General features: G+C 70.7%; 17 protein-coding genes. 4 read left to right on the plus strand and 13 right to left on the minus strand.

Features of this window, described 5'->3' with window-relative positions; all coding sequences use genetic code 11:
* Window position 1: 1 nt before the first annotated feature.
* The 4 genes from HUG12_RS20020 to HUG12_RS20035 are packed head-to-tail and all read right to left on the minus strand — an operon-like array spanning window position 2 to window position 5,276.
* On the minus strand, window positions 2-1,273 hold the full coding sequence (locus HUG12_RS20020) for an ABC transporter ATP-binding protein (protein ID WP_179270465.1): 1,272 nt from the start codon (window positions 1,271-1,273) through the stop codon (window positions 2-4).
* Complete coding sequence (locus HUG12_RS20025) at window positions 1,263-2,882, minus strand: ABC transporter permease (protein ID WP_179270466.1); 1,620 nt, start codon at window positions 2,880-2,882, stop codon at window positions 1,263-1,265. The genes HUG12_RS20020 and HUG12_RS20025 overlap by 11 nt, the downstream gene beginning before the upstream one ends.
* A gap of 33 nt (window positions 2,883-2,915) precedes the next feature.
* Window positions 2,916-4,070, minus strand: coding sequence for an extracellular solute-binding protein (locus tag HUG12_RS20030; RefSeq protein ID WP_179270467.1), 1,155 nt, complete (start codon window positions 4,068-4,070; stop codon window positions 2,916-2,918).
* Between the two features lie 48 nt (window positions 4,071-4,118).
* Window positions 4,119-5,276 carry an alpha-1 4-glucan-protein synthase gene (locus HUG12_RS20035; RefSeq protein WP_179270468.1) on the minus strand — a complete coding sequence of 386 codons (1,158 nt, stop codon included), beginning with the start codon at window positions 5,274-5,276 and terminating at the stop codon, window positions 4,119-4,121.
* Between the two features lie 331 nt (window positions 5,277-5,607).
* Here HUG12_RS20035 and HUG12_RS20040 point away from each other — a divergent pair, with 331 nt between their 5' ends.
* Together HUG12_RS20040 and HUG12_RS20045 are read left to right on the plus strand one after the other, a co-directional pair.
* A complete protein-coding gene (locus HUG12_RS20040; RefSeq protein WP_179270469.1) occupies window positions 5,608-6,393 on the plus strand; it encodes a DUF4397 domain-containing protein in 786 nt (261 codons plus the stop codon).
* A gap of 541 nt (window positions 6,394-6,934) precedes the next feature.
* On the plus strand, window positions 6,935-8,089 hold the full coding sequence (locus tag HUG12_RS20045; protein ID WP_179270470.1) for an acyl-CoA dehydrogenase family protein: 1,155 nt from the start codon (window positions 6,935-6,937) through the stop codon (window positions 8,087-8,089).
* Window positions 8,090-8,235: 146 nt separating this feature from the next.
* On the opposite strand, the gene HUG12_RS20050 is transcribed toward HUG12_RS20045, so the two are convergent.
* Entirely contained in the window at window positions 8,236-9,180 is a 945-nt protein-coding gene (locus HUG12_RS20050; protein WP_179270471.1) for an MBL fold metallo-hydrolase, read from the minus strand.
* Between the two features lie 224 nt (window positions 9,181-9,404).
* Between HUG12_RS20050 and HUG12_RS20055 the strand changes: the two genes are divergently transcribed.
* Window positions 9,405-10,181 (plus strand): enoyl-CoA hydratase/isomerase family protein, encoded by a 777-nt coding sequence (locus tag HUG12_RS20055; protein WP_179270472.1) that lies wholly within the window; start codon window positions 9,405-9,407, stop codon window positions 10,179-10,181.
* 63 nt (window positions 10,182-10,244) lie between these two features.
* Complete coding sequence (locus HUG12_RS20060) at window positions 10,245-11,357, plus strand: NAD(P)-dependent alcohol dehydrogenase (RefSeq protein ID WP_179270473.1); 1,113 nt, start codon at window positions 10,245-10,247, stop codon at window positions 11,355-11,357.
* Window positions 11,358-11,454: 97 nt separating this feature from the next.
* On the opposite strand, the gene HUG12_RS20065 is transcribed toward HUG12_RS20060, so the two are convergent.
* The 8 genes from HUG12_RS20065 to HUG12_RS20100 form a co-directional block, all read right to left on the minus strand.
* The gene (locus HUG12_RS20065) at window positions 11,455-11,898 is read right to left on the minus strand and encodes a MaoC family dehydratase (protein WP_179270474.1); all 444 of its coding nucleotides are present in this window, start codon (window positions 11,896-11,898) and stop codon (window positions 11,455-11,457) included.
* A 177-nt stretch (window positions 11,899-12,075) separates the two neighbouring features.
* Window positions 12,076-13,722, minus strand: coding sequence for an acyl-CoA synthetase (locus HUG12_RS20070; RefSeq protein ID WP_179270475.1), 1,647 nt, complete (start codon window positions 13,720-13,722; stop codon window positions 12,076-12,078).
* Window positions 13,723-13,862: 140 nt separating this feature from the next.
* Complete coding sequence (locus HUG12_RS20075) at window positions 13,863-14,636, minus strand: CoA-transferase subunit beta (protein WP_179270476.1); 774 nt, start codon at window positions 14,634-14,636, stop codon at window positions 13,863-13,865.
* Window positions 14,626-15,513: a CoA transferase subunit A gene (locus HUG12_RS20080; protein WP_246308102.1), complete on the minus strand. Its 888-nt coding sequence runs from the start codon at window positions 15,511-15,513 to the stop codon at window positions 14,626-14,628. Before HUG12_RS20080 ends, HUG12_RS20075 begins: the two co-directional genes overlap by 11 nt.
* Before the next feature lie 121 nt (window positions 15,514-15,634).
* On the minus strand, window positions 15,635-16,024 hold the full coding sequence (locus HUG12_RS20085) for a Rieske (2Fe-2S) protein (RefSeq protein ID WP_179270477.1): 390 nt from the start codon (window positions 16,022-16,024) through the stop codon (window positions 15,635-15,637).
* A 2-nt stretch (window positions 16,025-16,026) separates the two neighbouring features.
* The gene (locus HUG12_RS20090) at window positions 16,027-17,160 is read right to left on the minus strand and encodes an amidohydrolase family protein (protein ID WP_179270478.1); all 1,134 of its coding nucleotides are present in this window, start codon (window positions 17,158-17,160) and stop codon (window positions 16,027-16,029) included.
* Window positions 17,161-17,302: 142 nt separating this feature from the next.
* A complete protein-coding gene (locus HUG12_RS20095; RefSeq protein ID WP_179270479.1) occupies window positions 17,303-18,688 on the minus strand; it encodes a phenylacetate--CoA ligase family protein in 1,386 nt (461 codons plus the stop codon).
* On the minus strand, window positions 18,688-18,909 hold the full coding sequence (locus tag HUG12_RS20100) for a hypothetical protein (protein WP_179270480.1): 222 nt from the start codon (window positions 18,907-18,909) through the stop codon (window positions 18,688-18,690). Before HUG12_RS20100 ends, HUG12_RS20095 begins: the two co-directional genes overlap by 1 nt.
* Window positions 18,910-18,997: the final 88 nt, after the last annotated feature.

The following is an 18,997-nucleotide window of genomic DNA, read 5'->3' on the forward strand; positions in this document are numbered from 1 at the left end:
GTCACCCGTCGACGACCGTCTCGGCCCCCTCGGGGAACCACGAGAGGTCGTGGTCCGCCACGAGCGAGAGCGCGACGCGCCGCCCCCGTTCGAGGCGGACGTCATGGTTGTGCATGCAGGTGACGTGCTCGCCCGTGTCGAGCGCCACCTCGTACAGCACCGTCGGTCCGAGGTACCGGCGGGCCGCGACGGCGCCGTGGCCGGGCGGGCCGGAGCCGTTCCCCTCCCCATCGACCGGCTCGGCGCGGAGGTCGTCCGGGCGGACGAGCACCTCCACGTCGGAGCCGCCGTACTCGGGCGCGAGGCCGTGGATGCGGTCGGCCGGGACGTCGCCGATGCCCAGTTCGACGGCCCCCTCGCGGACGGTTCCCCCGAGGAAGCTCGCGTGTCCGAGGAAGCCGGCGACGAAGCGGGACTCCGGGTGCTGGAACACCCGTTCGGGCCGGCCGACCTGCTCGATGCGGCCGTCGTTCATCACGGCGACCCGGTCGCTCATCGACATCGCCTCCTCCTGATCGTGGGTGACCGAGACGGCGGTGACGCCGGCCCCCTTGAGGATGGAGCGCACCTCCTCGCGCATCCGAACCCGGAGGTCGACGTCCAGGTTCGAGAACGGCTCGTCGAGCAGCAGTACGTCCGGTTCGGGGGCGAGCGAGCGGGCGAGCGCGACGCGCTGTTGCTGGCCGCCCGACAGCTCGTCGGGGTGGGAGTCTCGCTGGTCGGCCAGCCCGACGAGCGCCAGCAGTTCGGTCACCCGGCGCTCCCGCTCGGCGTCGGAGCGGTCCTGCAGACCGAAGCCGACGTTCTCCGCGGCGGTGAGGTGCGGGAACAGGGCGAACTCCTGGAAGACGACGCCGACGCCCCGGTTCTCCGGCTCCCTGAAGGTGCCGTTCCCGGCGACGACGTCGCCCCCGATGCGGACCTCGCCGGCGTCGAGCCACTCCAGCCCGGCGACGAGCCGGAGCGTCGTCGTCTTCCCGCAGCCCGACGGCCCCAGCAGCGTGAGGATCTCGCCCTCGCGGACCGACAGCGAGAGGTCCTCCACGACCGTCTCGTCGCCGAAGCGCTTCCCGGCGCCGTCGAGTTCCAGGATCGGTTCCCTCCCGGCGCCCTCCGGCGTCTCCGTCCCGTCCGCCCCCGGCCACTCCCGGGTTCCGACGGTCTCGACCGACTCGGCGGTCGAACCCGTCGTGGAGGACGCATCGCCCGTGGTTTTCGTGGCGCTCGCGGCGTTCGTTCCGGACGCGGTTCCCGAGTTGGAGTCACCTGACATCGTACCCCTCTCGTGAGACGATGACGGCCATCGAGAGCGCGGAGACCCCGAGCAGGATGAGCGCGGGCGCCGCCGCGTAGCCGAAGTAGCCCTGGCTGTACGCCGACCAGATGCGCGTCACGAGCGTGTCGAAGCCCGTGGGCGCGAGAAACAGCGTCGCGTCGAGTTCCTTCATCGTGGTGAGAAAGACCAGCGCCATCCCGCCGAACAGCCCCGGCGCGACCAGCGGGAGCGTCACCTCCCGGAACGCCCCCGTCGAGGTCCGCCCGAGCGTCCGGGCCGCCTCGGGGAGCGCCGGGTCCACGCGGACGAACGACGCCCGGAGCGAGCCCACGGCCTGCGGGAGGAACCGCACGACGTAGGCGAACACGAGCAGGTAGAGCGTCTGGTAGACTGGGCGGGCGTAGGAGGTTCCGAGGAACACCAGCGCGAGCCCGATGACGACCCCCGGAACCGCGTAGCCGACGTACGTCGCCCGCTCCGCGAGCGTCGCGAGCGGCCCGTCGTGGCGGGCGGCGAGGTACGACACCGGGAGCGCGAGGACGACCGCGGCCAGCGCCGTCGCGGTCGCGACGCCGACCGAGTTCACCACGTAGCCCCACTGGAACCCCAGGGTCGTGCTTCCGACGCCGCTCGCACCTCGAACGAACCAGACGCCGAGGACCGCGAGCGGCACGACGAGCGCGAGGACGACGAGGGCCCCGCAGAACGCGAGCGCTGGGAGCCGCCACCGGCCGAGCCGCACGTCCGCGGTCGTGCGACCGCCGCCGCCGGCGCGCTCGTCGCCCCGGACGCGCGACTCGAGCGCGAGGACGAGCAGCGTGATCGCCACCAGCTGGAGCGAGAGCAGCGCCGCGAGGTCACGCCCGAACGAGTTGAACTCCACGAAGATGACCCGCGTGAACGCGTCGAACCCCATGATCGCCGGCGTCCCGAAGTCCGAGAGCGCGTACAGCGCGACCAGCAGCGACCCCGCGGCGACCGCGGGCCTGATGTGGGGCGCGGTGACGCGCCGGAACGCCTGGAAGCGCGTGTGCCGGAGGGTGCGGGCCGCCTCGACGAGCGTCGAGTCCATCGACTTCAGCGACGCCCGCGCGGTGATGTAGACGTAGGGGTAGGTGTAGAGGGTCAACACGAGCACGGTGCCGGCGAGCCCGTGCAGACGGGGGAGTTCGACGCCGAGCGCGCGGGCGAGCGCCCCGCGCGGCCCGAACGCCGTGACGAACGCGAACGCGCCGACGTAGCTCGGGACGACGAGCGGCAGCGAGACGGCGACCGTCCAGAAGCGCCCGAACGGGAGGTCCGTCCGGACGGTGAGGTACGCGAGCGGGACCCCGACGAGGACGGACGCGGCCGTCACGGCGACGACGAGGACGGCACTGTTGGCGGCGACCTCGAGCGTCCGGGGCCGCAGGAGCAGCGACGTCGCCTCCGTGAAGCCGACGTCGACGCCCAGTTTGACCAGCCAGACGAGCGGGAGCAGCACGGCGGCGGCCACGAGCGCGGACGCGAGCGAGAGCCCCGGCGGGGGCGACTCACCCGATGGCTGCGACTCCCCGGCCTCGTCGCCGGGCGCGTCGACCGGCCGTCCGTCCGCGTTCGTGTCCATGGATGGTGAAGTTCGGTCCCGGCGGGCGGCGGCTCAGAGCACGCCGACGTCCCGCATGAGATCGACGGTCCCCTCGAGGTCCGACAGTTCCGTCAGGTCGATCCCCCCCGGCGGGTTCAACTCGTCGATGTTCGGCAGCCGCCCGACGGGGTCGACGTCGGGGACGAGCGGGTACTCGAACGTCTCGCGGGCGAAGTAGTCCTGGGCCTCCGCCGAGAGCAGGTGTCGGACGAAGTTCCCCGCGAGCTCCGCGTCGGCCGCCGTGTCGACGACGGCGGCGCCGGCGACGTTGAAGACGCTCCCGGCGTCCCCCTCGGTGAACGCCGTCGCGATCGGCGCGTCGCCGCCCCGACCCGCGAGCACGCGCTGGATGTAGTAGTGGTTCGCGAAGCCGACCGAGATCTCCCCGTCGGCGACCGCCTGGGAGACGAGGAACTCGTCGCCGTACTCCCGGACGCCGAGGTCGAGCATCCCCCGGAGCCACTCGCGGGTCGCGCCGTCGCCCTCGAGCACCCGCATCGCGGTGACGAACGCCTGGAAGGAGCCGTACGTCGGCGCCCACCCGACGTCGTCCCGGAACGCCTCGGTGTCCGGGAAGGCTCCGATGTCCGTCGGGACGTCGTCCCCGGAGAGGGCCTCGGTGTTGTACGGGACCGTCCGGGCGCGCCCGGAGGTGCCGACCCAGCGCCCGTCGGGGTCTCGGAACTCCCCGCGGACGAGGTCGAGCACGTCGTCGGGGAGCGGCGTGGTCCGTCCCTCCTCGGCGAGCGTGCCGAGCGAACCGGCGTTGACCGAGTAGAACACGTCCGCCGTGCTGCCGTCCCCCTCGGTGAGGATCTGGTTGACGAGGGCCGACGAGCCCGCGTACCGCACGTCCACGTTCAGCCCGTCGTACAGGCCGTCGACGAACTCGACGAGTTCGCCCACGAGCGCCTCGCCGCGCCCGGAGTACACCGTGAGTTCGCCCTCCATCTCCGGCATCTCGGACATGGAGGTGCCCTCCGGGAGCTCGCGGTCGCCGAACGGCGACCGGCCCGAGCCGATCTGGCCGACGTTCCGTGCCCTCCGATCCGGCCCGTCCGACCCGTCGAGCGGGCCGAGACAGCCCGCGAAGCCCGCGACGCCGGCCGCGACGCCTGCCTCGAGCGCGCGTCGTCTCCCCATCCGCGGCGCGTCGTCCCCGTTCATAGTAGTTTAGGTTTGCCTAAATCACTTATCTCTACCGGTGTGACGGCCTCAGTCATCGGCGGGAACCGGCGTCCGGGTCGATTCGAGGGCGTCCAGACAATCCAGCCAGTCGCGCATGTACTCGCCGACGTGCGCGAGGAACGCGCCGTTCTCGTACTCGCTCCAGTCGCCCGCCGCCAGTTCGTCGGCGATGGCCCCGAACACCTCGGCGTACGAGTCGGCGTCGCCGCCGACGCCGTCGACGATCTCCCAGAGGTGCTCGTTGAGTTCGAGCCCCGCCACCTCGTTCGCGAGGTCGTCGAACGTCGACCGGGGCGCCTTGTTGTGCTCGCACAGCGGCCGGCCGTTGACGATCTGCTTCCCGAGCACGTCGCAGGCCCGCTTGAGAAACACGCCCGACCAGATGTCGTCGAACCGGCCGACGTCCCACTCGTTGTCGTCCATCGGGAGCTGGTAGAACGCCGGGATCACCTCGCGGCGGAACGCGAGGTTCATCGAGCAGACGGTGAGGTACTGACCCTCCGCGGCGACGAACTCGCGCGGGAAGTCCTCCGGGGTCGTCCGCGTGCGGGCCTGGCCCTCCAGGTCGCCGTCCATGAGGATGCGGACGGCGTCGAGGTCGGGGACGTTCGTCCAGAGCCCCTGGGAGGCGACCACGTCGCCGACGGGTTCGGTGCTCGTCTCGACGGTCTCGTCCATCGCCGCGTACGGGTAGCCGCGCGGGTAGAGGTCGGCGTCGCTGGCGTACAGCACGTTCACCCAGGACTCGTCCGAGCGGACCGTCTCGACGGGCCCCTCGCGGTCGAGGTTCCGCAGGTGGGTGCCGAAGAAGTCGTCCTCCCCGTGCGGGAGCGTGTCGTCGTCGACGAAGACGCAGTAGTCGAACCGGTCGTTGGCCCAGACGTACAGCAGGCCGAAGGAGGTCTGGGCGTGGCTCGCGGCAGGGATGAGGTGGCCGTACTCGCCGACGCCGCGGGCCTCCAGCCACTCCTCGCGCCCGCTCCCGTCGAAGACGGCCCCGTCGACGCCCTCCTCGGCGAGCATCTCCCGCATGCCGTCGACGTCACAGAAGTCCTCGGCGACGAGCACGACGAACAGCCGGTCCGTGTCGAACCCGTGCCGACGGGCGTTCTCGAGATACGACCGGACGCACTCGTACTCGCGGACGGTCGGGACGACGAGGCAGATGTCCTGGTTCGGGTCCATTCGTTCGGGCCGACCATCGTTTAGGCCATCCTAAAACCTGCCGGTTTTTCGGCCGGCCTAAGACCGCGGCGCCGATGCACCGATGAACCCCGTGCACCCGTCCGACGAGCGCCGGGTGTGCGACCGCCGGGTTCCGCCGCTTCGCCGAATTCTGGACGCTCGCCGGCCCGTTCGTGGATCGGTCTACTCGAAACAACGGGCGGCTTACTGAACGTGGCGGTCGACCTACCGGGCGCGACGGTCGGCTTACCGGACGGTACCGGTCGACAACGAACTCGATAACGAAGGCGACGGGTCACCTCCTCGAACGCGTATGTCACCAGCCCCGTCGATGCCATCGGACTCGCGCCGGAGCACGCGGACGGCCGTCGGACTCCTCCTCGTCGCCCTGCTGGTGACGAGCGTCGCCGCGGCCGGCGTCGCCCTCGCCGCCTCGACCGCGGCGGCCCAAACCGACGGGGACGGGAACGCGACCGTCCGCGCGGTCCACGCGTCGCCGGGCGCCCCCGCGATCGACGTCGCCATCGACGGCGAGACGGTGCTCGAGGGCGTCTCGTACGGCACGGTGAGCGAGTACCTGAACGTCTCGCAGGGGAACCACTCGGTCACGGTCACCCTCTCGGACGTCGGGGTGGTCGTGTACGAGGACGAGATCGACGTCGAGTCCGGACGCACCTACACCGTCGCCGCGGCCGGCGAGGTGACCGACGACCTCGCGGCGTCGGTCGACCCGACGGTCCTCGTCGACGACGCGAGCGAACCCGCCGACGACGAGGCGGCCGTCCGCCTCGTCCACCTCTCGCCCGACGCGCCGGCCGTCGACGTGACCGTCCAGGGGACGGGCGACGTCGTCGGCGAGAACGTCACCTACGGCGGGGCGAGCGCGTACACGACGGTGCCCGCGGGCGACTACACGCTCGAGGTCCGCCGGGCGACCGCCTCGAACGACGGCGAGGTCCTCGCCACGTTCGACGTCACGGTCGAGGGCGGCACCGCGTACACCGGCTTCGCGGTCGGCTACGTCGACGAGGGGAACGCCACCGCGGACGCGCCGTTCGACCTGCTGGTGGCGACCGACCGGACGGCCGACTCCGGGACCGGAACGTCCGACGACTGAACCGGGGTTCGGGACGATCGCCACGACCGGGTCCGAAGCGAACCTATCGAATTCGAATTCATGAAATGTTTTTAGTATATTCCGTCGACGCCGGATGCGGGCCGCGGGGCAGACCCGGCCACGACCGACGGTCCTGAAAAACCTGTGCGGGCTCACAACACCTCGTTCGACCGTTTCCATCCGATATAGGCTACCGGTTCACGCGGAAATCACGTCGGACCGTTCCGGTCGCGCTCGACGATCGATGAGAACCGCGAAAGCCACCCATCGGCCGCTTCGGTCCGTGAACGAACCGTTCCGCGCATCCGAATTTCGACCTATAAACCCCGATCGGATCGAGGCGCTCTACCCATACCTAAACAGTCACTACGCTAGTCACTGCTGAAATACGACGTTTCTGATTTCGGTGACCGAGATGAGTAGTTCGTGCTCCGCAGTCGTCCGAGCGAGGCCCGCGTCGAACCCGCCCTGGCCGCCCGCGGAGCGTTCGAACTCACCGAACACGCGTGGTTATTTGGCACCCCGGGACGGACGGCCCCACATGCGACTCATCGAGTCAGCGCTGGACGACGGCCACCGCGAGGTCCGCGACCGGGCGGACGCGTTCGCCGAGGACGTCGTCGTGCCGCGCGCCGCCGGGATCGAGGCGTCCGACGAGTTCCCCCGCGACGTGATCGAGGAGGCCGGCGAGCGCGGACTGCTCGGACTCCTGCTCCCGGAGGGGTACGGCGAGGTCACGACCGACTTCCTCGGCTACTGTCTCGCCGTCGAACGGATCGCCGCCGAGAGCGGCGCGGTCGCGGAGACGATCCAGGGCCACACCTTCGCCGCGCTCCCGATCGCCCGGTTCGGGACGGAGGCCCAGCGCGAGGAGCACCTTCCCGCGATGGCCGACGGGTCCGCCGTCGGGGCGATGCTGCTCACCGAACCGGACGCGGGAAGCGCCCCGTCGGGACTCGCCTCGATCGCGGAGGCGACCGACGACGGCTACCGGCTCTCGGGCGAGAAGTCGTTCGGGACGAACGCCGGCGTCGCGGACGTCCACCTCGTCGTGGCTCGCAGACGCCCGGAATCGGACGACTCCCACGGGGTGAGCGTCTTCCTCGTCCCGTCCGTCGACGACGCGGACGGGTTCGAGTTCGAGCGCGCCGAGTACATGGGCATGCGCGGCCACGTGACGGGGGACTCGACGCTCGAGGGGGTGCACGTCCCCGCGGGGAACCTGCTCGGCGAGGTCGGGCAGGGGTTCCGCATCGCGATGGGGACGATCGACATGGCCCGGACCGGCCTCGGCGCCATCGGCGTCGGCATCGCCCGGGCCGCGTTCGACGAGGCGGTCGCGTACGCGGGCGACCGGGAGCAGGGCGGGAGCCCCGTCGGCGAGTACCAGGCCGTCCAGGTGCTCGTCGCCGACATGTACCGGCAGTTCGCGGGCGCGCGCCACCTCGTCTACTCGTCGGCCGCGGAGATCGCGGCCGAGGGGGGCGACACGCGGGCCTCCAGCCTCGCCAAGCTGGCCGGAAGCGAGGCCGCCGAGTTCGTCACCCGGAACGCGATCCAGGTCCACGGCGGGACGGGGTACCGGAAGGGAACGCCGGTCGAGCGGTACTACCGGGACGCGAAGATCCTGAGCATCATCGGGGGGACCTCCGAGATCCAGCGCACGACGATCGCCGGCGAGACGCTGGACCTGTAACCGGCGCGAACGCACGGTCGGGAGCGGCGGCGGCGACGCCATCGTGCGGCGCGGCGACCGTCTGCCCGGTTGCCGTCCGGAACCGCCGGTTCCGACCGTTTCAGGGGCCGGTGAACCGTAGGAGGGCCCGCGCCAGCCCCGCCCCTTCAGTCGAACGCCGTCGGAGTCCCGTCGGGGGAACGTCGGGGCTCGAACCGGATCGGGTCCTCGGAGACCCTGGCGAGGTCCCCGCGTTCGGCCAGGTACGTCAGGTGTGCGGCCGCCTCCCCCGCGCCGAACTTCGCGTGTATCCCGCGCATCTCGCCGAACAGGTCGACGGCGACGTCCCACGGGGTGGGGCGGTCCACGCGGGTCACGCGGTCGAACACCCGACGGCTGCGCGTTCGGTGGTGGTCGCGGATCGTCTCGAACCGCGCCGGGACGTCGACGGTCGTCCCGTGGCCCGGGTGAACCCTCCCCCCGTGGCGCTCGAGGCGGTCGAGCGAGTCGAGGAACGAGGCGAGCGGGTTCCCCGCGCGGGTGTCGCTCCCCCCGACGTTCGGCGTGTACGTCGGCAGCACCGCGTCCCCGACGAACAGGTGGTCCCCGAGCGACAGCGCGAGGTGTCCCTCGGTGTGGCCCGGCGCGTGGAGGACCGCCGCTCCCGCGACCGCGTCGCCGTCGGCGTGCGCCTCGACCTCCGTCTCGGCCGGGAGCGGCGACGGCGCGTCGGCGCCCCGCACCTCCTCGATCAGGTCCGGGGGGACGCCCCACGACTCCAGGGCCGCGTCGTCGCGACGCCGGCGACGCTCCCGCGCCGCTCCGTACTCGGCGAGAAGCGGGGCGTCGCGCTCGTGCATGTGGACGGTCGCGCCCGCCGCGTCGGCGAGACGCGTCGTCAGGCCGACGTGGTCGGCGTGCCAGTGGGTGGCGACCACGTGGTCGACGTCCCCGATTTCGACGCCGGCGTCCCGTAGCCCGGCCCGGAGGTCGGCCCACGCGTCCTCGCCCGGCGGCCCGGGGTCGACGACGAGCCCCCGCTCGGGGACGACGTACGCGCTGTTGGTTCCCTCGGGGCTCCCCGTCCCGACGGGGATGCGCTCGACCGTCATCGGCGACCGAACGCGTTCGCTTCCGGCGGCGCGACGGTGCGAGTGGCGGCCCGTTCGGGGGTGGTGGATGGGGTGTACATCGGAGGTTCGTGTCCCGTCCCTGGTTCGTCCTCAGCCGCATAAGTGGTTCGTCGGCGGACGGCGGCGACCGCGCGAACGCCCGTTCGCCGGTCCCCGGCCCCGCACCCCCAAAGATTGATGCGCCGCGGCGACCGGCCTCGCGTATGTCCTTCGACACGCTCGAGGTCGACGTGACGGACGGCGTCGCGACCGTCCGCCTGCGGAACCCGCCGGTCAACGCCATCGACCAGCCGATGCGCTTCGAGTTGAACGACCTGCTCGACCGCCTCCGCGAGGACGACGTTCGCGTGATCGTCTTCCTCGGGACCGACGGGGTGTTCTCGGTCGGCGCGGACGTCTCGTTGTTCGAAGACGCCCGGGAGTGGACGACCGCCGAGTTCAGGCGCAACTCCCGCGTCCTCGGCGACGTCTTCGACGGACTGGAGGCGATGGAGAGACCCGTCGTCGCCGCCGTCGAGGGCACCTGCGTCGGCGGAGGGCTGGAGCTCGCGCTGGCCTGCGACGTTCGCATCGCGGCGCCCGACGCCACGCTCGGCTTCCCCGAGCACAACATCGGGCTGGTTCCCGGGCTCGGCGGCTGCTCGCGGCTCGTCCACCTCGTCGGCCCCGGGAAGGCGAAGGATCTGATATTCACCGGCGAGCTGATCGACGGCACGGAGGCCCGCGACCTCCGGCTGGTGGAGCGGGTCGCCGGGGACCCCGAGTCCGCGGCGGCCGAGTACGCGGACGGGTTGCTCGAGCAGCCCCCGCAGGCGCTCGGCCTCGCGAAGCGGGTCGTCGACGCCTCCCGGGACGCCGACCTCCGGACCGCCGGCCTCCTCGAGTCGCTGGCCCAGAGCACGCTGCTCGAGACCGCGGACCACGAGGAGGGGGTCGAGGCGTTCCGCGAGAAGCGCGACCCGTCGTTCACCGGGGAGTGACCGCCGTCCGCGGCGTACGCTCGGGAGAACGCTTTTGCCACGATGCACGGTACTGCTTGACGCATGGAGATCGAGGCTGCCGTCGTCAGGGAGGAGGGAGGTCCGTTCGGGATCGAGACCGTCGAACTGGAGGACCCGCGAGCGGAGGAGGTGTTGGTACGAGTGGTCGGCGCGGGCGTCTGTCACACCGACATGATCGTCCGCGACCAGATGTACCCGACGCCGCTGCCGGCGGTACTGGGCCACGAGGGGTCGGGCGTAGTCGAGGCGGTCGGCGAGGACGTCACGGACGTCGCGCCGGGCGATCGGGTCGTGTTGAGCTTCGACTACGACGGGACGTGTCGCGACTGCCGGGACGGCCACCCGGCGTACTGCGAGTCGTTCTTCGCGCACAACTTCGGCGGGGCGCGGCCCGCCGACGAGACCTCGCCCATCTCGCAGGACGGCGAGGCGATCAGCGGACGGTTCTTCGGCCAGTCGTCGTTCGCCACCCACGCCGTCGCCACCGAGCGCAACGTCGTCCCCGTCGACGACGACGTCCCGCTCGAACTCCTCGGGCCGCTGGGCTGCGGGATCCAGACCGGCGCCGGGGGCGTCATCAACACGCTGGACCCCCAGGCCGGGTCGTCGATCGCCGTCTTCGGGGCCGGCTCCGTCGGCCTCTCGGCGGTGATGGCCGCGGACCTGAAGGGGTGTACCGAGATCGTCACCGTCGACCTGAAGCCCGACCGGCTGGCGAAAGCCGAGGAGCTGGGCGCGACCGCGACGGTCGACCCGGAGGACGCGGGGGATGTCGTCGAGACGGTCCGCGAACTGACCGGCGGCGGCCCGGACTACGCCCTAGAGACGACCGGCGTCCCCGAGGTGGCCGAGCAGGCGGTCGCGTCGCTCGCCCGGCGGGGGACGCTCGGCGTCATCGGCGCGCCGGCGCTGGGGACCGAGGCCAGCTACGACGTCAACGACCTCATCCTCAACGGCCGGACGATCACCGGCATCGTCGAGGGCGACGCCGACCCCCAGCAGTTCATCCCGGACCTCGTCGAACTCCACCGCCAAGGGAAGTTCCCGTTCGACGAACTCGTCACCTACTACGACTTCGACGAGATCGAACGGGCGGTTGAGGACTCCGAGAGCGGCGACGCGATCAAGCCCGTCCTGCGGATGAGCGACCCCTGATCGAGCGCGCCAAGCGCTGGAGCGGGAAACGCTGGGCGGGAGCACTGGTCCCGGACGATGTGGGTGCGGGAACGCCGGGTTCGGGCGCGGGCGAGCGCTACTCCCGCCGGCCGATGATGTTGGTCGCGCGCCAGTAGACGACCTCCTCGCCGTCCTCGTTGTGTCCCCGCACCTCGTTCTCGACGTAGCCGCGGTCCTCGCGGCTGCTCGACTCCGTCTTGTCGAGGACCTCCAGTTCGACGCTCACGACGTCGCCCGGGCGGACGGGCGTCCGCCACCTGAGCTCCTCGACGCCGAACGATCCCATGCTGACCGTGTCGCTGAAGAACCCGTCGACGAGCAGCCGCATGCTGGCGCTCGCGGTGTACCAGCCGCTGGCGATGAGCCCGTCGTACATCGACTCGGCGGCCGACGCCGGGTCGACGTGGATGGGCTGGGGGTCGAACCGCTCCGCGAACGACCCGATCTCCGCCTCGGTCGCCTCGAAGCTCCCCACGTCGTGGACCGCGCCGACCTCGATGTCCTCGAAGGTTCGTGTCATCGTCCGACCCGCACGACACGGCGGCCGGGCAAAAGCGCTCCTGTTTCCGGGCCCTTCGACGCCGGCGCGTCGATGCACGGACCGGCGCCGTGACCGGTCCTCGCACGTCACGGACTGCGGGTCGAGGGTCGGCGAGGGGGGTCCGGGGGTTCGCCGGCGGTTCGACGACGCCGGGCGTCAGGCCGCGCCCCCGTGTTCGCGCTCGCGGAGCTTCACGCGCTGGATCTTCCCGGTCTCGGTCCGCGGCAGCCCCTCGACGAACGAGACCGCGCGGGGGTACTTGTACGGCGCCAGCGTGTTCTTGACGTGGTCCTGGATCGACCCCGCGAGGTCGTCGCCGGCGTCCGCGCCGTCCGCCGGGACGACGAACGCCTTGACGATCTGTCCCCGCTCGTCGTCGGGCGAACCGACGACCGCCACCTCCGAGACGGCGTCGAGCTCCTGGATGACGTTCTCGACCTCCGGGCCGGGGATGTTGTACCCCGAGGAGATGATGAGGTCGTCGCGCCGCGACTTGTACTCCAGTCGCCCGTCCGGCCGATGGACGAAGATGTCGCCGGGGTAGCTCCAGCCGTCGACGACCGACTCGGCCTGCTTGTCGGGGCGGCCCCAGTAGCTGATCCCGGTCGGGCCCCTGACCGCGAGCAGGCCGGCCTCGCCGCGCTCGAGCTCCTCGTGGGTGTCCGGGTCGACGACCTTGCACTCGTAGCCCGGGACCGGGAAGCCCGTCGCGGAGGGGTCGACGTCGCCGTCGTAGCGGTGGCTGACGAAGATGTGGAGCATCTCCGTCGTCCCGATGCCGTCGAGTAGCGTGATGCCGTAGTCCTCCTCGAACGTCTCGAAGGTGCTCGGGGCCAGCGGCTCGCCCGCGCTCATCCCCGCGCGGAGCGAGGAGAGGTCGTACTCCTCGGGCGCGTTCGGGTGCCCCGAGAGCATCTGGTTGAACGCCGTGGGGATGGAGCACAGCACGGTGATGCCGTGGGCCTCGACCGCCTCGAGCAGGTCCTCCGGCGTCGCGTCCTCGACGAGGCTCGTCGTCGCGCCGAACCGGAGCGGGAACGTGACGAGGTCGCCGTATCCGTACGCGAACGGCAGCGGCGGGTTCCCGCCGAACACGTCCTCGCGGGTCGGTTCGAGGCAGTACCGGGCGTACGTGTCCGCCGACGCGAGCAGCTGCCGGTGGGTGTGGATCGCGCCCTTCGGCCGTCCGGTCGTCCCGCTGGTGTACAGCATCAGCGCGAGGTCGTCACGCTCGGTGTCGTGGGCGTCGAGTTCGGCGTCGCCGGCCTCGAGCAGGTCGTCGAAGCGACGGTGGTCGTGGTCGACGTCGGCGCCGCGCTCGGCGACGACGATCTCCTCCAGCGTGTCGAGTTCGGGCGCCGCCTCCTCCAGTTCGTCGAGGAGGTCGTCGTAGACGACGGCGTGGGTCACGCCGGCGTCGTTCACGATGTACTCGAGCTCCTTCGCGCGGAGCAGCTTCATCGACGGGAGCGCGACCGCGCCGAGCTTCTGGACCGCGAGACACGCGACGATCGCCTCCGGCCGGTTCGGGAACCGCACGAGGACGCGGTGGCCCGGCTCGACGCCGAGGTCCGCCAGCGCGTTCCCGAAGCCGTTCACTCGCTCCTGCAGTTCGGCGTACGTGGTCTCCCCGTCCCCGAAGCGGATCGCCACGTCCCCCCCGCGCCCGTCCGCGACGTGTCGGTCGACCAGCTCGGTCGCGACGTTGATCGACTGCGGGTAGTGCGCCTCCGGGACCGTGTGCAACAGGTCCGGCCCCGCGTCCGCGTCCGGCAGCTTTTCTCCCGGAACGTGAGCTTGCATAGCAAGCGACAATGTAGACGGGTGGAATATAGAAGTTCCTACCGAGTCGATGGTGAGGTTACGATTCGAGCACGAATCGGAGCGCCCCCGTGCGAGTCGGGGAGAGCCGTCCCCCACCCCGAACGCGGCCGGATCGTCGCCTAGCCGGTCCAGAAGCCGTCGGGGTCGAACTCCCGGACGAGGTCGAGTTCCTCGTCGGTCGGCGTCCCGGTCGTCGCGACCGGCTCGTCGCACACGTCCTCGCTGGTTCTGAGCTCCCACGGGAAGTCCGCGGCGACCTCGCCGGCCTCGACGCCCGGGTGTCGGCTCCGCAGGTGGAGTTCGCCGTCCTCGAAGCCGAACGTCGCCTTCGTCGTGACGAGCGCGGCGGGGCCGCCGCCCGGGAGTCCCTCGCGCTCGCGCCAGTCGCCGCCCTCGCCGTGGCCCGGGCTGGTCACGTACTCGACGCGCTCGACGAACCGCCGCGGCTCGTGGGCCATCAGGATCACCGTTCGACCGGCCATGCAGGCGATGTCGCAGGCGCCGCCGCTCCCGGGGAGCCTGACCTCCCGGTCGCCGGCGCGGACGCGCGTCGTGTTCAGGTTGCCGTACCGGTCGATCTCCGCCCCGCCGAGGAAGCCGACGTCGACGTCGCCGCGGGCGAGCCGCCCCATCACGTCGCCCATGTGGGTCGTCGACACGGCGCGGTTCAGGTTCGGCAGGTCACACATGGTGTGGAGGAACCCGTCCGCCGGGTCGTCCCTGACGACGCCGCTCTCGAAGACGGACATCGCGTTCGGCGCGTGCGTGCTCACCGCGACCTGGAAGGCGATGAGCGGCAGCCGCATCCCCACGAACGCCACGTCGCCGTCCTCGATCTCGCGGGCGGCCGCGCTCACCATCAGTTCCCGCGGCGTGTACCCCTCACTGGCCATAGCGCACCTCCGCGGCGACGGTCGGCTCGGTCACCGACAGGTCCCGGTCGATCAGTCCGCGGTACTCCTCCCGGCCGTCGACGCCGTGGATCCACTCGTCGGCCCACTCGTCGAAGCCGTCCCGGGTCGCCTCGGCGTACTCGAGGAAGAACTCGTTGTCGCGGTCGTAGTGGCCCGCGACGGGGGAGGGGTGGGCGCCGAACGGGACCTCCACCACCGCGTCCACCTGCTCGCGGGTGATGCGGGTCCTGCTCGGGTCGCTCTTGATGACCGACTCGTCGACGACCTCCTCTGCCGTGACGAGGACGTGGTCGGCCGCCCGGACCGCCTCGTAGGTGATGCCCGCGTTCCCCCAGAGGTGCGCGTCGCCGGTCGGCGCCGCCCGCTGGACGTGGACGACCGCCCAGTCGGGGGCGATGGCCGGCACCTGCACGACGCGCTGCCCCTCGAACGGGTCCTCGGCCACCTCGAACTGCGGCTCGGCGGCGATGTCGCTGCCGAGCAGCGACCTGGTCGGGAGGTACGGCACCCCCATCGACGCCGCCCGGAGCGCGAGCGAGACCGAGAGGTTCGAGTGGTTCTCCACCTCGAGGGCGCCGCCCTCGACGGCGCGGCGGAAGTTGTAGCCGCTCCCCGCGCTCACGTTCCCTATCCACGCCGCGCGGATTCGCGAGACGAGTCCGGCCCCCACCAGCTGGTCGAACAGCACGTCGCTGATGGGGCCGACGAGCGTCAGATCGTCGATGCCCTGCCGGACGAGTTCGTGGCCCGCGGCGAACGGGACGGCGTGTTCGAGCGCCAGCCCCGCCGCGACGGAACTCCCGGCGTCCATCCGTGAGACGGCCTCGGCCATCCCCGTGGTCTTGTCCCTCGGCACACGTTGGAACCGGTGGCCCGCGACCATAAAACTACACACGCCGGGAGGGGTCGTCCCGACGAAGGGGGCCGCGGCGGCGAGGAACGCGACCGACGCCGGGGGTCGACGCCCGGCCGCCGGGTCAGATGCGCACCAGCACGTCGCCGTCCTCGACCTTGCAGTCGAAGGTGCCGATCCGCTTGCCCGACGCCTCGTGCTCGCCCGTCTCCAGGTCCCAGGACCAGAGGTGCCACGGGCAGGACACCGTCTTCGACTCCGCGTCGACGCCGCCCCGCGTCCCCGTCCAGGTGTCCTCGGCGTTGATCTTCTCCTCGCCGGCCTTGCACAGCGGCGCCCCCTGGTGGGCACACCGGTTGCTGATCGCGTGGAACCCGTCGCCGGCGTTGAACACCGCGACCTCGATGCCGCCCACGTCGAACCCGACGCCCTCCCCCTCGGGGATCTCCGCCGCCGAGGCGACCCTCGTGAAGCCGTCGTCCCGGCCGTCGGTGGATGAGTTCTCGCGGCTCATGGCTAGATGTTCAGGATCTCGGTCGCGTTGCCGCTCAAAACGTGCTCCCGGAGGTCGTCGTCGAACGCGTTCGAGGTGTAGAACCACGTCGGCGGGTCCAGCGTCTGGTGGGGCCAGTCGCTGGAGTAGGTGAACATCTCGTCCGCGAGCGACAGGTCGAGCAGTTTCCGCGCCTCCCCGGAGTTTCTCGGCAGCGCGAACGGCTGGGTACAGAGGTAGACGTTCTCCCGGAGGTACTCGCTGGGGGCCTGTTGGAGGTACCGCTCGCCGGACTCCATCTTCCGCGGGGTGATCTGGACGTCGTCGGGGTGCATCTCGTAGAACTCGTCCATCCGGTAGCGCAGGAACGGGCTCCACCAGTGGCCGGCCTCCTGGAAGACCACGTTCAGGTCGGGGAACTCGTCGAACACCCCGCGCATGATCATGTTGACGACGTTCACCATCCCGTGGAGCGGCCAGTCGAAGCCGAGCACCTCGGTCCAGGTCAGCATGTCGTCGCCGACGTAGGAGTGCTGGGGCCAGTACGCGAGCGACCCGTGGAGCAGCAGCGGGAGGTCGTGCTCGACGAGTTTCTCGAAGACGGGGTCGAACCGCTCGTTCCCCCACGGTACCTTCGGGTCGAACCACGAGTAGGCGGCGACGATTCCGTCCTCCGAGGCGACCCGGTCGATTTCGGCTACCGCGTACTCCGGGTCCCACTTGGGCACCATCATCGCCGTGTACATCCCCTCGTCGACGAAGTTGTCGAGCATGTAGTCGTTCGCCGCCTGACAGACGGCGTTCTTCAGCACGGGGTGGTGCTGGAGGGTGAGGTTGTTGATGCCCGGGTTGACGATCGGTTCGTCGACCGCGATCCCCTCGCAGGCCTCCCGGACGTCCTCCGCGTACTTCGCCCGGCCCTGGGTGAACAGGCCCTCCTGACCCTCCTCGATTCCGTAGGCCGCGTCCCACTTGCCGGCGATGGGGGTCGCCCCGAACTCGGTCGTCAGTTTGTCGAGCGCCCGGTCGTCCTCGACGTACGCCAGCAACTCGTCCTCCACGGGGTTGACGTGGAAGTCCATGTCGACGATGTACTCCTCGAAGGCCTCCTCGGGGACCTCCGCGTCCGGATCGAGCCGTTTGACCGACGATGACATGTCCCAACGAGGGACGTTCACCGCATTGAACGTTCTGGTGGGCGTTCCGGCGGTCGACGGGGCCGGCGCGCGTCGGCGCGGGGGATGGCGGGCGCTACTCGCGGGACCGTCCCGACTGGTGCCGGTCCGCGCGCGTCGACGGTTACGCCTGGTCGCGGTGGTCGAAGAACCGCCGCGACTTGAGTTCGTACCGCGGGAGGCTCCGGGGCGTCTGGATCTCGAAGTCGATCCCGACGCCGACGGCCTCCTGCATCTCCGCCCGCAGTTCGTCCCGGAGGTCGGGGTAGCCGTCCCCGTCCAGTTCGGGGTCGGCCTCCATCTTCACCGTCATCCGATCGTTGCCCGACTCGCGGTCGACGTGGATCTCGTAGTGGGGCGTCGCGCCCGGAACCCCCGTCATGATCTCCTCGATCGCGCGGGGGTAGACGTTCGTCCCGCGGATCGTGAGCATGTTGTCGGTGCGGTCCAGCACGCCGCCCTTGAAGAACTTCCAGGTGAGGTCCGTGTCGTAGACGTCCGATGCGTCGTGGTACATCTCGACGATGTCGTGTGACCGGTACCGGAGCGTGAGCCCCGGGGCGGTCGGGATGTGCGCGGTGATGATGTGCTCGCCCCGGGCGCCGTCCTCCTCGATCACCTCGTCGGTCGCCGGGTCGACGACCGTCGAGTAGTAGTACGGTTCGACCGGGCTGATGCCGCCGGACTCGACGTTCATCGTCGTCGCGATGTAGATCGACTCCGACTGGCCGTAGGTGTCCGACACGTCGGCGCCCCAGCCCTCCTCGATCCGGGACCGGACGGAGTCGACGAACGGACCCTTCTCGCCCGCGTGGACGGTGAGTCGGACGCTGGTGTCGGCCAGGTCGACCCCCATCTCGTCGGCCTTCTCGAGCAGGTACATCGCGTACGTCGGCGTCATGACCACGACGTCCGGGTCGACGTTCACGATGTCCTTGACGCGCTCCTCTGTGGACTGGCCGGCGCCGCTCCTGACGGTCGCGCCCAGGCGCCGCGCGCCCCAGTACGCGCTCCAGAAGCCGAGGAACGTGCCGAAGGGGAACGCGAAGTAGAACGTGTCCTCCGGCCGGACGCCGCACCGCCAGAAGCCGTAGTTCCACGCGTCGCCGACCGCCTTCGTCGCCGGTTCCGTGATCGCCTCCTGGAGGGGCTCGCCGGTCGTCCCGCTCGTCTGGAACCGGTAGAGGTGGTGTTCGGCGCCCGAGGGGTCCCGGCCGCGGAACGGGTCCCCGCCGTGTTCCCTCTGGATGCGCATCAGTTCGGGCTTGTCGATGATGGGCACCTTCGTGTTGAAGTCCTCCAGCGTCCGGATGTCGGCGGGTTCGACGCCGGCGTCGTCGTAGATCTCCCGGTAGAACGGGACGTTCTCGTAGGCGTACTCGACGTTCCGCCGGATCCGACGGAGGTGGAGTTCGTCGAGGTCCTCCCGCGACATCGTCTCCATGTGCTCGTTCCAGTGCTCGTTGTCGTGCGCCGCGTCGTTGTACCGGGATCGGAAGGTGTCGCGCATCACTCGGAGTCCTCGCGTTCGATCGGTTCCTCCAGTTCCGGCGTCGTCCCGGACTCGGCACCCATCTCCCACATGATGCGGTGACAGAGGACGTCCGCCTGGTGGGCCGAGGTGGCGACGACCGGTATCGCGGCGTCGTCGCGCACCTCCTGGATGAGCGACCGTGCCCGGGAGATCCGGTCGGAGATCTCGGCGCGTGTCATGCTATCGTCTCTCGACATCGTGGAGTCGGTGGTCAAGAATCCCCATAAACGTTACGTGAGGTTTCCGTCACGGCGCCTTCGTGTCGCCGAGGTCGGCGCACGAGCC

Origin of the sequence: Halorarum salinum (assembly GCF_013402875.1) — an archaeon.
In the GTDB taxonomy this organism is placed as follows: Archaea; Halobacteriota; Halobacteria; order Halobacteriales; family Haloferacaceae; genus Halorarum; species Halorarum salinum.